This is a genomic window from Luteimicrobium sp. NPDC057192 (assembly GCF_042670205.1).
Taxonomy (GTDB): domain Bacteria; phylum Actinomycetota; class Actinomycetes; order Actinomycetales; family Cellulomonadaceae; genus Luteimicrobium.
Map to the genome: position 1 here is coordinate 1 of NZ_JBHUWD010000013.1, position 12,661 is coordinate 12,661.

12 protein-coding genes are annotated in these 12,661 nt (G+C 73.6%); 1 reads left to right on the forward strand and 11 read right to left on the reverse strand.

The window, feature by feature from the left end; all coding sequences use genetic code 11:
• Positions 1 to 590 precede the first annotated feature (590 nt).
• The 11 genes from tyrS to ACFT5B_RS08100 all read right to left on the reverse strand — a co-directional run bounded on the left by tyrS (position 591) and on the right by ACFT5B_RS08100 (position 12,134).
• A complete protein-coding gene (tyrS, locus tag ACFT5B_RS08050; protein ID WP_386797475.1) occupies positions 591 to 1,874 on the reverse strand; it encodes a tyrosine--tRNA ligase in 1,284 nt (427 codons plus the stop codon).
• 132 nt (positions 1,875 to 2,006) lie between these two features.
• Positions 2,007 to 2,684, reverse strand: a complete 678-nt coding sequence (locus tag ACFT5B_RS08055; protein ID WP_386797476.1) for a DNA-3-methyladenine glycosylase — start codon at positions 2,682 to 2,684, stop codon at positions 2,007 to 2,009.
• Complete coding sequence (locus ACFT5B_RS08060; protein ID WP_386797477.1) at positions 2,681 to 3,256, reverse strand: AAA family ATPase; 576 nt, start codon at positions 3,254 to 3,256, stop codon at positions 2,681 to 2,683. The genes ACFT5B_RS08055 and ACFT5B_RS08060 overlap by 4 nt, the downstream gene beginning before the upstream one ends.
• Before the next feature lie 34 nt (positions 3,257 to 3,290).
• On the reverse strand, positions 3,291 to 4,793 hold the full coding sequence (gene argH, locus ACFT5B_RS08065) for an argininosuccinate lyase (RefSeq protein ID WP_386797478.1): 1,503 nt from the start codon (positions 4,791 to 4,793) through the stop codon (positions 3,291 to 3,293).
• A gap of 3 nt (positions 4,794 to 4,796) precedes the next feature.
• Entirely contained in the window at positions 4,797 to 6,026 is a 1,230-nt protein-coding gene (locus tag ACFT5B_RS08070; protein ID WP_036952437.1) for an argininosuccinate synthase, read from the reverse strand.
• Positions 6,027 to 6,077: 51 nt separating this feature from the next.
• A complete protein-coding gene (locus ACFT5B_RS08075) occupies positions 6,078 to 6,617 on the reverse strand; it encodes an arginine repressor (RefSeq protein ID WP_386797479.1) in 540 nt (179 codons plus the stop codon).
• A complete protein-coding gene (argF, locus tag ACFT5B_RS08080; RefSeq protein ID WP_386797480.1) occupies positions 6,614 to 7,561 on the reverse strand; it encodes an ornithine carbamoyltransferase in 948 nt (315 codons plus the stop codon). The genes ACFT5B_RS08075 and argF overlap by 4 nt, the downstream gene beginning before the upstream one ends.
• 1 nt (position 7,562) lies before the next feature.
• Positions 7,563 to 8,852, reverse strand: a complete 1,290-nt coding sequence (locus ACFT5B_RS08085) for an acetylornithine transaminase (protein WP_386797481.1) — start codon at positions 8,850 to 8,852, stop codon at positions 7,563 to 7,565.
• Positions 8,849 to 9,823: an acetylglutamate kinase gene (gene argB, locus ACFT5B_RS08090; RefSeq protein WP_386797482.1), complete on the reverse strand. Its 975-nt coding sequence runs from the start codon at positions 9,821 to 9,823 to the stop codon at positions 8,849 to 8,851. Before argB ends, ACFT5B_RS08085 begins: the two co-directional genes overlap by 4 nt.
• The gene (gene argJ / locus ACFT5B_RS08095) at positions 9,820 to 11,043 is read right to left on the reverse strand and encodes a bifunctional glutamate N-acetyltransferase/amino-acid acetyltransferase ArgJ (protein WP_386797483.1); all 1,224 of its coding nucleotides are present in this window, start codon (positions 11,041 to 11,043) and stop codon (positions 9,820 to 9,822) included. The genes argB and argJ overlap by 4 nt, the downstream gene beginning before the upstream one ends.
• Positions 11,040 to 12,134 (reverse strand): N-acetyl-gamma-glutamyl-phosphate reductase, encoded by a 1,095-nt coding sequence (locus ACFT5B_RS08100; protein WP_386797484.1) that lies wholly within the window; start codon positions 12,132 to 12,134, stop codon positions 11,040 to 11,042. The genes argJ and ACFT5B_RS08100 overlap by 4 nt, the downstream gene beginning before the upstream one ends.
• Positions 12,135 to 12,194: 60 nt before the next feature.
• On the opposite strand from ACFT5B_RS08100, the gene ACFT5B_RS08105 reads away from it, so the two are divergent.
• Positions 12,195 to 12,656, forward strand: a complete 462-nt coding sequence (locus ACFT5B_RS08105) for a GNAT family N-acetyltransferase (protein ID WP_386797485.1) — start codon at positions 12,195 to 12,197, stop codon at positions 12,654 to 12,656.
• Positions 12,657 to 12,661 lie beyond the last annotated feature (5 nt).

A 12,661-nucleotide genomic window follows, 5' to 3' on the forward strand; every position in this document is an offset into this window, starting at 1 on the left:
ACACTGTTGAGTTCTCAAGAAACGGACGCTCACCCGCTCAAACCCTCCCGGGCTCTCACTGGGGCAACTTCTCCATCTTACCCGACCCCCACCCCGCCGGCAAACTCGATCAGCCGCCGCGCACAGCGGCGACCCGAGCTCACAACCAGGATCAGAACCGGACCGAGCCCTACCCGGCTCAGACGAGCCAAGGAATCAGATCTCGGGGCGACGCCCGCGGGGACCAGCCTCGCTGACCTGAGCCAGCTTGTCCGTTCCTCCCTGCCGGGCGACATCGAGAACACTACGGGGCGCCCGGCGTCGAGGTCAAATCCCGGTCGCGCGTCCGGCGGGAGCCCAGTTCTGCGAGTCCGCCGACGCTGACCGAGCCGGCGTCAGCGCTGGTCAGAGGGTTGCGGGCGCCTCGTGCCGCCGCCGACGAAGCTGGCCTCGGGCGGCTCGGCCCGTCTGACTGCCGGATCCTCGCTGCGGGTGAACCCGGCCGGAGGCTCGACTGGTCCCCCACGGCTGGTCGAGGGCCCTGACCCCGACGACGGAGAGGAGGGTCGGGACTGCTCCCGACCCTCCTCTCCCTTACGGCGACGGGCGCGCTAGGCCTGCGCGGCGCCCGCGGCCTCGTCGACGACGGCGAGCGCGAGCGTGCGCTTCCCCCGGCGCAGGAGCGCGTACCGCCCGTGCAGCAGCTCGGCAGGCTCGAGGACGGCGTCCTCACCCGCGACCTTCGCGTTGTTCACGTAGGCACCGCCCTCCGCGATCGCGCGTCGCGCCGCGGAGCGCCCGGCGACGAGTCCCGCTCCCGCGAGCGCCTCGACCACCGGCGTCCCCGGGGCGACATCGACACGCGGGAGCTCTGCCACCGCGGCGGCGAGCGTCGCCTCGTCGAGCTCCGCGAGGTCGCCGCGACCGAAGAGCGCCTGGCTCGCGGCGATCACGGCCTTCGTGGCCTCCTCGCCGTGGACGAGCGTCGTGACGTCGGACGCCAGGGTCCGCTGCGCCTCGCGCGCCGCCGGCCGCTCCTGCACCGCCAGCTCGAGCTCGGCGATCTCCTCCCGCGTGCGGAAGGTGAAGATCTTCAGGAACCGGACGACGTCGGCGTCGTCGGCGTTGACCCAGAACTGGTAGAACGCGTACGGCGTCATCATGTCCGGCGCGAGCCAGACGGCGCCGCCCTCGGTCTTGCCGAACTTGGTCCCGTCCGCCTTGGTGATGAGCGGAGTCGTGAGGACGTGGACGGACGCCTGCTCGGCCTTGCGGATCAGCTCCACACCCGAGAGCAGGTTGCCCCACTGGTCGTTCCCACCGGTCTGCAGGGTGCACCCCTCACGGCGGAACAGCTCCAGGTAGTCCATGCCCTGCAGGATCTGGTAGCTGAACTCGGTGAAGCTGATGCCCTGCTCGCTGTCGAGGCGGCGCGCCACGATGTCCTTGGCGAGCATGGTCCCCAGCCGGTAGTGCTTGCCGACGTCGCGCAGGAAGTCGATCGCCGTGAGCTCGCCCGTCCAGTCGAGGTTGTTGACCAGCTTGGCCGGGTTGTCGCCCTCGAAGTCCAGGAAGCGCGAGATCTGGGACCGCAGCCGGTCCGTCCACTCGGCCACGACCTCCTTGGTGTTGAGCGTGCGCTCGCTCGAAGGCCGGGGGTCGCCGATGAGGCCGGTAGCGCCGCCGACGAGAGCGAGCGCCCGGTGACCCGCGAGCTGCAGGTGGCGCAGGAGGATCAGCTGGACGAGGTGACCGTGGTGCAGGCTCGGCGCCGTCGGGTCGAAGCCGCAGTAGTACGTGACCGGACCTGCTCCCAGCGCGTCGCGCAGCGCGGCCTCGTCGGTGGACTGCGCCACCAGGCCTCGCCATTGCAGCTCGTCGAGAACGTCGCTCACAACCACTCCTTCGTCCGGCGCCCCACGGGGACGCGCGCTGGGCGGCCCTGGACGGACCGCGTTCCTAGTGTGCCGTGTCGGCAGGGTCCGCGGCGCCGTCATTCCACGGACGACCGCGGCCCCGGCGGACCGTCACCGCTTGCGTGCGCGCACCGCGCGATAGTCGGAGACGGTCGGGTCGCCGGCCAGCCAGTACCGCCACGGGAAGAGTGCGGCGTCACCGCCGCTTCCCGAGACGCCGACGCGCGGCCCGGTGCGGATCTCCCCCGCGGCGTGGCTCACGTCGGCCGTGTCCGCGCCCGACGGCGGCGGAAGGTGGACCACGATCGCGCCCGCCGGGTCGACGAGGTCGGCACCGTACTCGTCGAGGTCGAGGTCGAGCGCCACCGCGAGCCGCGCGGGACCGCGGGCGATCTGCCGGTCGGTGTCGCAGCGCCCCTTGGCGAGGCGACGGGACCGGGCAAGCTCGACGCCGTCCGTCACCTCCCCCGCGCGCAGCAGCACGGCCGACGCGCGGCCCTCGGGCGCGCAGACGACATTCACGCAGTGGTGGAGGCCGAGATGGCGGTACACGTACAGCCGTCCCGCCTCGCCGTACATCGCCCGGTTGCGCTGCGACGGGCCGCGGAAGGCGTGCGAGCCCGGGTCTCGCTCGCCGTCGTACGCCTCGACCTCGGTGACGCGGAGCGTCACGTCACCCAGCGGGCTGCGACGGGTGACGAACGCGCCGAGAAGCTCACGGGCGACGTCGTGCACGTCCCGCTCGAACCACGAGCGGGACGGGACCGTGGCGGGGTCGAGGCGCGTCACGCCGGCTCGCCCCAGCCGTCGAGCCGGACGTCGGCGCGCTGCGCCGTCCCCTCGGACGTGTAGACCTCGCGCTCCTCGCGCATCCAGGCGAGCCAGTGCTCGCGGGCGTCCGCGCCGTCGCGGGCGAGGCCGCGGGCCAGCCGGACGTCGTCGGGGGCCTCGACCCAGACGAGGAGCGTCGTGTGGCCGGCGAGCCGGCGGGCGCCTGCGCCGCAGCCCTCGACCACGAGGAACGGGGCGCGCGGGACGTCGTGCTCCTCGGCGAAGGCGCCGGCCTCCCAGTCGTACCGCGCGTAGCGGCCGTCGCGGCCCTCCGCCCAGGGCTCGAGCACCTGCCCGACGAGCCGGTCCGTGCCGGCTCGCAGGCCCGACCAGCCCTCGTAGAGGTCGTCCATGTGGACGACCTGCGCGGGCAGCGCCCCACCGAGCTGCGCGGCGAGCGTCGTCTTGCCCGAGCCCGCGGGGCCGTCCACGACGACGAGCCGCGCCCGGTCCCCCACCGGACCGAGGCGCGGCTCACCGTCGCGGGTGCGGGTCACGAGCTCGGCGAGGACCGCCGGGGACACGCTCATGCGTGCGTCCCCGGCGTCCTGCGACGGCGCGCGGTCAGTCCTGCGCCCACACGCGGTACTCCGCCGCGCGGGCCCGGGCGGCGTCGAGCTGCTCCGCGACCCGGGCCGGGGCCGTGCCGCCGACGGCGTCGCGGGAGGCGAGCGAGCCCTCCACGCTGAGCACGGTGCGCACGTCGGGCGTCAGGTGCTCGGAGATCTCGGCGAGCTCGGCGTCCGTGAGGTCCCACAGCTCGATGCCGCGGTCCTCGCAGAACTTCACGCACGCGCCGGCGACCTCGTGGGCCACCCGGAACGGCACGCCCTGGCGCACGAGCCACTCGGCGACGTCGGTCGCGAGCGAGAAGCCCTGCGGCGCGAGCGCCGCCATGCGGTCGGTGTCGAAGGTGAGCGTGCGGACCATGCCCGCGAACGCCGGCAGCAGGACCGCGAGCGTGTCGACCTGGTCGAACACCGGCTCCTTGTCCTCCTGCAGATCGCGGTTGTACGCGAGCGGGAGGCCCTTGAGCGTCGCAAGCAGACCCGTCAGGTCGCCGATCACGCGGCCCGCCTTGCCACGCGCGAGCTCGGCGATGTCCGGGTTCTTCTTCTGCGGCATGATGCTCGAGCCCGTGGAGTAGGCGTCGTCGAGGCGGACGAAGCCGAACTCCTTGGTGTTCCAGAGGATGATCTCCTCCGCGAACCGGGACAGGTCGATGCCCGTCATCGCGGCGACGAACGCGAACTCGGCCACGACGTCGCGCGAGGCGGTGCCGTCGATCGAGTTCTCGACCGGGCCGTCGAAGCCGAGGTCGGTCGCGACCGCCGCGGGGTCGAGCCCCAGCGACGAGCCCGCGAGCGCACCCGACCCGTACGGCGAGCGCGCGGCGCGGACGTCCCAGTCGATCCAGCGGTCGACGTCGCGCAGCAGCGGCCACGCGTGCGCGAGCAGCTGGTGCGCGAGCAGCACCGGCTGCGCGTGCTGCAGGTGCGTCCGCCCGGGCATGGGCGCGTCCGGGTGAGCGGCCGCCTGCTCGACGAGCGCGTCGACGACGTCGAGCACGAGGTTCGCGAGGGTGCGCGCCTGCTCGCGCAGGAACGACCGCACGAGCGTGGCGATCTGGTCGTTGCGGGACCGGCCGGCGCGGAGCTTGCCGCCCAGCTCGGTACCCGCCCGCTCGATCAGGCCGCGCTCGAGGGCCGTGTGCACGTCCTCGTCGGCCAGCACCGGCAGGAACTCCCCCGCCGCGACGTCCTGCTCGAGACGGTCCAGGGCGTCGAGCATGCCCGTGAGCTCATCACCCGTCAGGAGCCCGGCCTGCGCGAGCACGCGGGCGTGGGCCCGCGAGCCCGCGATGTCGTACGGCGCGAGGCGCCAGTCGAAGTGCGTCGACTGGCTGAGCGCCTGGAGCTCGCGCGACGGGCCGCCGGCAAACCGGCCGCCCCAGAGGCTCACGCGCTCCTCGCGGTCCGCGACGACGCCGCCGGCGCCCGCTGCACCCGCGGCGACGTCGGAGCCCGGCGCCGCGCCGTCCGCGGCGTGGGGAGTCTCGTCAGCCATGGCTCACAGCGCCCCGGTGCCGAAGTCCACGCCGTTGCCGAACTTCACGTCACGCGCGGCCGAGAGCTTGGCCTGCAGGCCGTAGATCTCGATGAAGCCGCGGGCCTGCGACTGGTCGAACGCGTCGCCCTCGTCGTAGGTGGCGAGGTTGAAGTCGTAGAGCGACGCCTCGCTGCGGCGGCCCGTGACCGTCGCGCGACCACCGTGCAGGACCATGCGGATGTCACCCGAGACGTACTTCTGGGTGTCGTCGATGAACGCGTCGAGCGAGCGCTTGAGCGGGCTGAACCACATCGCGTCGTAGACGAGCTCCGACCAGCGCTGCTCGATCAGCCGCTTGTAGCGGGCCTGCTCGCGCTCGAGCGTGACGTTCTCGAGCTCCTGGTGCGCGGCGATGAGGGCGATCGCGCCCGGCGCCTCGTAGATCTCGCGTGACTTGATCCCGACGAGGCGGTCCTCGACGATGTCGATCCGGCCCACGCCCTGGGCGCCCGCGCGGCGGTTCATCTCCTGGATGGCCTGGAGCGGGGTCACGGCAGTGCCGTCGATCGCGACCGGGACGCCCTGCTCGAACGTGATGACGACCTCGTCGGCGACGGGCGGGAACGTCGGGTCGTCCGTGTAGGAGTAGACGTCCTTGGTGGGCTCGTTCCAGATATCCTCGAGGAAGCCCGTCTCGACGGCGCGGCCCCACACGTTCTGGTCGATCGAGAACGGGTTGTGCTTGGTCGTCGCGATCGGCAGGTCGTGCTTCTCGGCATAGTCGATGGCCTTCTCGCGCGTGAGCGCCAGGTCACGGACGGGAGCGATCGACTTGAGCTCGGGGGCGAGCGACGTCGTCGCGACCTCGAAGCGGACCTGGTCGTTGCCCTTGCCGGTGCAGCCGTGCGCGACGGTGTCGGCCCCGAACTGGCGGGCGGCGCGCACGAGGTGCTTGACGATCACCGGGCGCGACAGCGCGGAGACGAGCGGGTAGCGGCCCTCGTACATGCCGTTCGCGCGGAGCGCGGGCATGCAGTACTCGGCCGCGAACTCGTCGCGGGCGTCGGCGACGTACGCCTCGACGGCGCCGCAGTCGAGGGCGCGCTGGCGGATGACGGAGAGGTCCTCGCCGCCCTGGCCGACGTCGACCGCGACGGCGATGACCTCGGCCCCCGTGGCCTCGCCGATCCAGCCGATGGCGACGGAGGTGTCCAGGCCGCCCGAGTAGGCGAGCACGACGCGATCAGTCATGGCGGTTCATCTCTTTCTGGTCCGTGGTGGTGCGTGATGTGGTCAAGGTGGTCAGTCGCCCGCGAGCGCCAGGAAGCGCTGGGCCACCCGGTCGCCGCCGTCGCCGCCGCCGCGCGCGACGACGAGGATCGTGTCGTCCCCTGCGACGCAGCCGAGCACGTCGGGAAGGACCGAGTGGTCGATCGCGGAGGCCAGGTAGTTCGCGGCGCCCGGCGGGGTGCGCAGGACGACGAGGTTGCCCGACGCCTCCGCCGACACCAGCATCTCCGCGCACAGGCGCGCGAGGCGTGCCGAGAGGTAGCCGGCGTCGGCCGCGGCCTGCACGGACCGGTCCCCGCCTTCGCCGGGCACAGCGTAGACGAGGGCGCCGGACGGGCTGCGGACCTTCTCGGCCCGCAGCTCGATCAGGTCGCGGGAGAGCGTGCCCTGCGTGACGCCCAGGCCGTCGGCCGCGAGCTCGCGCGCGAGCTCGGCCTGCGAGTGGATCTCTCCGTGCGCGATCACCTGGACGATGCGCGCGTGGCGGGCGGCCTTCGTCGCGGGGGTGGTGGCGGGAGCCGCCTGGGTCCCGGTCGCGGAGGGGTCGGTCACGACCGCTCCAGGAGCCAGGTCAGCAGCGCCTTCTGCGCGTGCAGCCGGTTCTCCGCCTCGTCCCACACGACGGACTGCGGGCCGTCGATGACGTCGGCGGAGATCTCCTTGCCCCGGTAGGCCGGGAGGCAGTGCAGGACGATCGCGTCGTCGGCGGCCTGGGCGAGCGCCGCCGCGTCGATCGCGTACGGAAGGAACGGGGCCTCCCGGTCGCCCTTCTCGTCCTCCTGCCCCATCGACACCCAGGTGTCGGTCGCGAGGACGTCGGCGCCCGCGAGGGCGGCGGCGGGGTCGGTCGTGACGAGCACGGATCCGCCGGTCTGCGCGGCGATGCGCTCCGCGTCGGCGACGACCGCCGGGTCCGGCAGGTAGCCCGCCGGGCCTGCGACGCGGACGTGCATGCCCGCGGTCGCGCCGCCGAGGAGGTAGGAGTTGGCCATGTTGTTCGCGGCGTCGCCCAGGTAGGCGAACGTCGTGCCGGCGAGCGAGCCGACGCCGCCGCGGTGCTGGGCGACCGTCATGAGGTCCGCGAGGATCTGGCACGGGTGGAACGCGTCGGTGAGCGCGTTCACGACCGGCACCGCCGACGCCGCCGCCATCTCCTCGATGAGCTCCTGGCCGAACGTCCGCCAGACGATCGCCGAGCACATCCGGCCGAGGACCCGGGCAGTGTCGGCGACGGGCTCGCCGCGGCCGAGCTGGCTGGTCTGGGAGTCGATGACGAGCGGGTACCCGCCGAGCTCCGCGACGCCCACCGAGAACGAGGCGCGCGTGCGCGTGGACGGCTTGTCGAAGATCACCGCGACGCCCCGGGGGCCGGCCAGCGGGGTGCGGACGAAGCGGTCGTCGTGGAACGCGAGCCCGAGCTCGAGGACCTCGCGCTGCTCCGCGGGCGTGAGGTCGTCGTCGCGCAGGAAGTGCCGCGGGGCCTGCGTCGATGCCATGTCAGGACTCCTGTCCGAGGTCGTGGGGAAGCTCCGCGAGGAACGCGACCAGGTCGTCGACCTGGTCGCGCGTGAGCAGGTAGGGCGGCGCGACGCGGAGGGCGTCGGGCGCGACCGGGTTGACGACGATGCCCGCGGCCAGCGCGTGCTGCGCGACGTCCGCGGAGACGGGCGCGGCGAGCGTGATCCCGCGCAGCAGGCCCGCGCCGCGGACCCCCGCCACCAGCGGGTGGCCGAGGCCGGTCACGCGCTCCGCGAGGTAGGCGCCGACGGCGCGCACGTTGGCGAGCAGGTCGTCGCGCTCGATCACGCCGATCGTGGCGAGCGCCGCGGCCGCGGCGACGGGGTTGCCGCCGAACGTCGTGCCGTGCTGGCCCCGGCCGAGCAGGTGCGCCGCCCGGTCGCCGTACGCGAGCACGGCACCCACGGGGAAGCCGCCGCCGAGGCCCTTCGCGAGCGTGACGACGTCGGGCAGGAAGCCCTCGGGGGCGAGCTCGGGGAGCTGGTACGCGAACCAGGCGCCCGTGCGGCCCGCGCCGGTCTGGACCTCGTCGAGGATCAGCAGCGCGCCGTTGCTCGCCGTGAGCTCCCGGGCCAGCGCGAGGTAACCCGCGGGCTGGGGCCGCACGCCGACCTCGCCCTGGATCGGTTCGAGGACGAACGCCGCGACCTCCCCGCGCTCGCGCACGACGTCGGGTGAGAAGGCGTCGCGCAGGGCGGCCTCGTCGCCGAACGGCAAGAACTCGACCCCGCCCGGCAACGGCTCGAACGGCTCGCGGTACGCGGCCTTCGACGTGAGCGCGAGCGCGCCCATCGTGCGGCCGTGGAACGAGCCCTCGAGCGCGAGGATCCGCGTCCGGGTGCCGTCGGGGTTGTTGCGGCGCGCCATCTTGAACGCGGCCTCGTTGGCCTCGGTGCCGGAGTTCGTGAAGAAGACGCGCGAGCCCTCGGGCGCGCCGGCGAGGCCGAGCAGCTTCTCCGCGAGCGCGATCTGCGTGGGCGAGCCGAAGAAGTTCGACACGTGCCCGAGCGTCCCGAGCTGCGCGCTGATCGCGGCGGTGAGCGTCGGGTGCGCGTGCCCGAGGCAGTTCACCGCGATGCCGCCGAGCAGGTCGAGGTAGCGGTTGCCGTCGGCGTCCCACACATACGCCCCCTCGCCGCGCACGAGCACCCGCTGCGGGGGTCCGAACGTGTCCATGACCGCGTGCGTGTAGCGGTCCGTCCACTCGGCCACCGAGCCGGGCTCGGGGTGCGTCAGGTCGCCGGTGGACGCGGCGAGCAGCTCGCTCATGCGGGGACGCCTTCCTGGGTCGGGGTGGTGGCGCCGAGGATCTCGGGCACGACCATGGTGCCGTTGCCCTCGGGCGTGAAGATCTCGAGCAGCACGGAGTGCGGGACGCGGCCGTCGATGACCGTCGCCGCGTGCACGCCGCCGCGCACCGCGCGCAGGCACGCCTCCATCTTGGGGATCATGCCCGACGCGAGGGACGGGAGGAGCGCCTCGACGTCGTCGGCGCTGATCTGGGAGACCAGCGAGTCCTTGTCCGGCCAGCGCGTGTACAGGCCCTCGACGTCCGTGAGGACGATGAGCTTGCGCGCGCCGAGGGCGACCGCGAGCGCCGACGCCGCGGTGTCCGCGTTGACGTTGAGCACCTGGGTCGGGTCGTCGACGTCCGGGGCGACCGTCGAGACGACGGGGATGCGCCCGGCGTCGAGCAGGTCCTGGACGGCACGCGGGTGCACGGCGACGACGTCGCCCACCTGGCCGACGTCGACCTGCTCGCCGTCGACGGTCGCCGTCCGGCGCTCGGCCTCGAACAGGCGGCCGTCCTCCCCCGACAGCCCGACGGCGAACGGGCCGTGCGCGTTGATCAGCCCGACGAGCTCGCGCGAGACCTGCCCGGTCAGCACCATCCGGACGACGTCCATGGCCTCGGGCGTGGTGACCCGCAGACCGCCGCGGAACTCGGACTCGATCCCGAGCCGGTCGAGCATCGCGGAGATCTGCGGCCCCCCGCCGTGCACGACGACGGGGCGCAGCCCGACGCTGCGCAGGAACACCATGTCCTGCGCGAAGGCGCGCTTGAGCTCGTCGTCGACCATGGCGTTGCCGCCGTACTTGACGACGACCAGCGCGCCGCGGAAGCGCTCGAGCCACGGCAGGGCCTCGACGAGGACCTCGGCCTTCTGGTCGGGCCGCAGGGCGGTGCGGGTGTCGAAGCCGGGGTGGGCGGGCGGAAGCTCGGTGGGTGTCTCGCTCATGTGGAGTACGCGCTGTTCTCGTGGACGTAGTCGTGCGTGAGGTCGTTGGTCCAGACCGTGACGGTCGAGTCGCCGGCGTGGAGGTCGATGTCGACGCGCACCTCGCGCTGCGCGGCCATGTCGACCTCGTCGCGGGGCCGGTAGGCGCCGCCCGCCCGGCAGACCTGGACGCCGTTGACGCTGACGTCGAGCTGGTCCGCGTCGAACGCGGCGACCTCGACGGGCACCGTCCCGACCTGGGCGAGGATGCGGCCCCAGTTGGGGTCGTTGCCGAACACCGCAGTCTTGAAGAGGTTGGAGCGCGTCACGGCCCGGGCGACGGCGAGCGCCGCGTCCTCGGTCTCCGCCCCGGTCACGGTCACGGCGATGTCGTGCGACGCGCCCTCGGCGTCCGCCACGAGCTGGCGGGCGAGCGAGGCGCAGACCGCCCGGACCGCGGCCGCGAACGTGGCGTCGTCGGGCGTGACGCCGCTCGCCCCGGAGGCCAGGAGGGTGACCGTGTCCGACGTGGACATGCACCCGTCGGAGTCGACGCGGTCGAACGACGCGCGCGTCCCGGTGCGCAGCGCGGCGTCGGCGGTGGCCGCGTCGACGACGGCGTCCGTCGTGACGACGCAGAGCATCGTGGCGAGCGCCGGCGCGAGCATGCCCGCGCCCTTGGCCATGCCGCCGACCGTGAACGACCCGGCGGGGGTCTCGACCGTCACGTGCGCGGTCTTGGCGACCGTGTCCGTCGTGCGGATGGCGTCGGCCGCGGCCTCGCCAGCGCCGGCGTCGCCGGCCAGGGTCCCGGCCGCGACGTCCACGCCCGCGAGCAGCTTCTCGATCGGCAGGCGCTCCCCGATCAGACCCGTCGACGCGACGACCACGTCGGCCGCCGAGGCCCCCAGCACCTCGGCGACCTTCTCCGCGGTCGCGTGCGCGTCCTGGAAGCCCCCCGGGCCGGTGCAGACGTTCGCACCGCCCGAGTTGAGGACGACGGCGTGCACGACGCCGTCGCTCACGACCTGGCGCGACCACAGCACGGGCGCCCCGACGACGCGGTTCGTCGTGAAGACGGCGGCACCCACCTGGAGCGGGCCGTCGTTGACGACGAGCGCCAGGTCGCGGTTGCCCGAGGCCTTGAGGCCCGCCGTCACACCGGCGGCACGGAAGCCCGCGGCGGCGGTGGTGCCCGGCGAGCCCGGGTAGGCGACGACGTCGGCGGCGGTGACGGTCACGGGGCGACCCCCTGCACGGTCAGGCCGAGGGTCTGCGGGAGGCCCAGGGCGATGTTCATGGACTGCACCGCGGCGCCCGCGGTGCCCTTGACAAGGTTGTCGATCGCGGTGACGGTCACGACGCGGCCCGCGCGCTCGTCGAGCGCGACCTGCACGAGGGCGGTGTTCGCGCCCAGGGTCGCTGCCGTCGTCGGCCACTCGCCCTCGGGCAGGAGCTCGACGAACGGCTCCCCCGCGTACGCCTCCGCCCACGCCTCGCGCAGCTGCGCGGTGGTCGTGCCCTCGCGGCCCGGCGCGAGCCGCGCGGTCGCGGTGGCGAGGATGCCCCGCGACATGGGGACGAGCACGGGCGTGAAGCTGATCGAGACGTCGTGCGCGCCCGCGGCCCGCAGGTTCTGAGCGATCTCGGGGATGTGCCGGTGGGTGCCGCCGACGGCGTACGGCTGGGCCGAGCCGAGGGCCTCCGCGGCGAGCAGGTGCGGCTTGAGCGACTTGCCCGCGCCGGAGTATCCGACGGCCAGGACCGCGACGAGGTCGGTGGGGTCGAGCAGGCCGAACGCGACGCCGGGTTGCAGGCCGAGCGTGACCGCGGTGACGTTGCAGCCGGGGACGGCGATCCGGCGGGCGCCCGCGAGGTTCTCGCGCTGCTTGGTGAGCGGCGTGTCCTCGGTCGGGCCGACCTGGGCGGACGGGGCGAGCAGGAGCTCGGGCATCCCGTAGGGCCAGGTGCCCGCGTGCTCCGAGCGGTAGTAGGTCTGCCAGTCGTCGGCCGAGGCGAGCCGGTGGTCCGCGCCGAGGTCGAGGACGAGGACGTCGGCCGGGAGCTGCGCGGCGATCGCGCCGCTCGCGCCGTGCGGCAGCGCGAGCACCACGACGTCGTGCCCCGCGAGGTTCTCGGGCGTCGTCGCGACGAGCTCGCGAGCGGCGAGCGCGCGCAGGTGCGGGTGGTGCTCGCCCAGCAGCGTGCCGGCGTTGGAGTGCGCCGTGAGCGCGCCGACCTCGACGTCGGGATGGTCGGCGAGGAGACGCAGGGTCTCCCCGCCCGCGTAGCCGCTCGCACCGGCGACCGCCACTCTGATCGTCATATGCATGATCTTACATACCTATGCGCCGAGAGGAAAAGTCATGGCGGGAGCTCGGATACTCGACCCATGCCGATCGTCGTCCGCCCCTACGCCGAGCGCGACTGGGACGACCTCTGCCGCATCCACGACGCCGCCCGCCTCGACGAGCTGCGCGACACGGTCGGGCTCGCCGCGTACCTGCCCCTCGCCGAGACGTACGAGAACGAGGAGCTCTTCTCCCAGCCGGTCCGCGTCGCCGAGGTCGACGGCCGCGTCGCCGGCTTCGTCGCCGCCTCGACCGACGAGATCACCTGGCTCTACGTCGACCCCGCGCTCTACCGCCGGGGCGTGGCACGAGCCCTCGTCGCTGACGTGCTCGAGCGCGCGGGCGACCGCGTCGAGCTCGAGGTCCTCGACGCGAACGTCGCCGCCCGCGCGTTCTACGAGGCCGTCGGGTTCGTCCACGAGGCCACGACGCACGGCAAGCTCGCGGGCAACGAGGCGTTCGAGGCGACCGGCCACACGCTCGTCTGGCACCGCGCGTCGTAGCGTAG

Excerpts from the sequence above, each read along its gene's own strand:
- argF (WP_386797480.1), bottom strand. The coding sequence starts at position 7,561 with ATGGCATCGACGCAGGCCCCGCGGCACTTCCTGCGCGACGACGACCTC.
- argB (WP_386797482.1), bottom strand. The coding sequence starts at position 9,823 with ATGAGCGAGACACCCACCGAGCTTCCGCCCGCCCACCCCGGCTTCGAC.
- ACFT5B_RS08060 (WP_386797477.1), bottom strand. The coding sequence starts at position 3,256 with ATGAGCGTGTCCCCGGCGGTCCTCGCCGAGCTCGTGACCCGCACCCGC.
- ACFT5B_RS08085 (WP_386797481.1), bottom strand. The coding sequence starts at position 8,852 with ATGAGCGAGCTGCTCGCCGCGTCCACCGGCGACCTGACGCACCCCGAG.
- ACFT5B_RS08105 (WP_386797485.1), top strand. The coding sequence starts at position 12,195 with ATGCCGATCGTCGTCCGCCCCTACGCCGAGCGCGACTGGGACGACCTC.
- ACFT5B_RS08100 (WP_386797484.1), bottom strand. The coding sequence starts at position 12,134 with ATGCATATGACGATCAGAGTGGCGGTCGCCGGTGCGAGCGGCTACGCG.
- argH (WP_386797478.1), bottom strand. The coding sequence starts at position 4,793 with ATGGCTGACGAGACTCCCCACGCCGCGGACGGCGCGGCGCCGGGCTCC.
- ACFT5B_RS08070 (WP_036952437.1), bottom strand. The coding sequence starts at position 6,026 with ATGACTGATCGCGTCGTGCTCGCCTACTCGGGCGGCCTGGACACCTCC.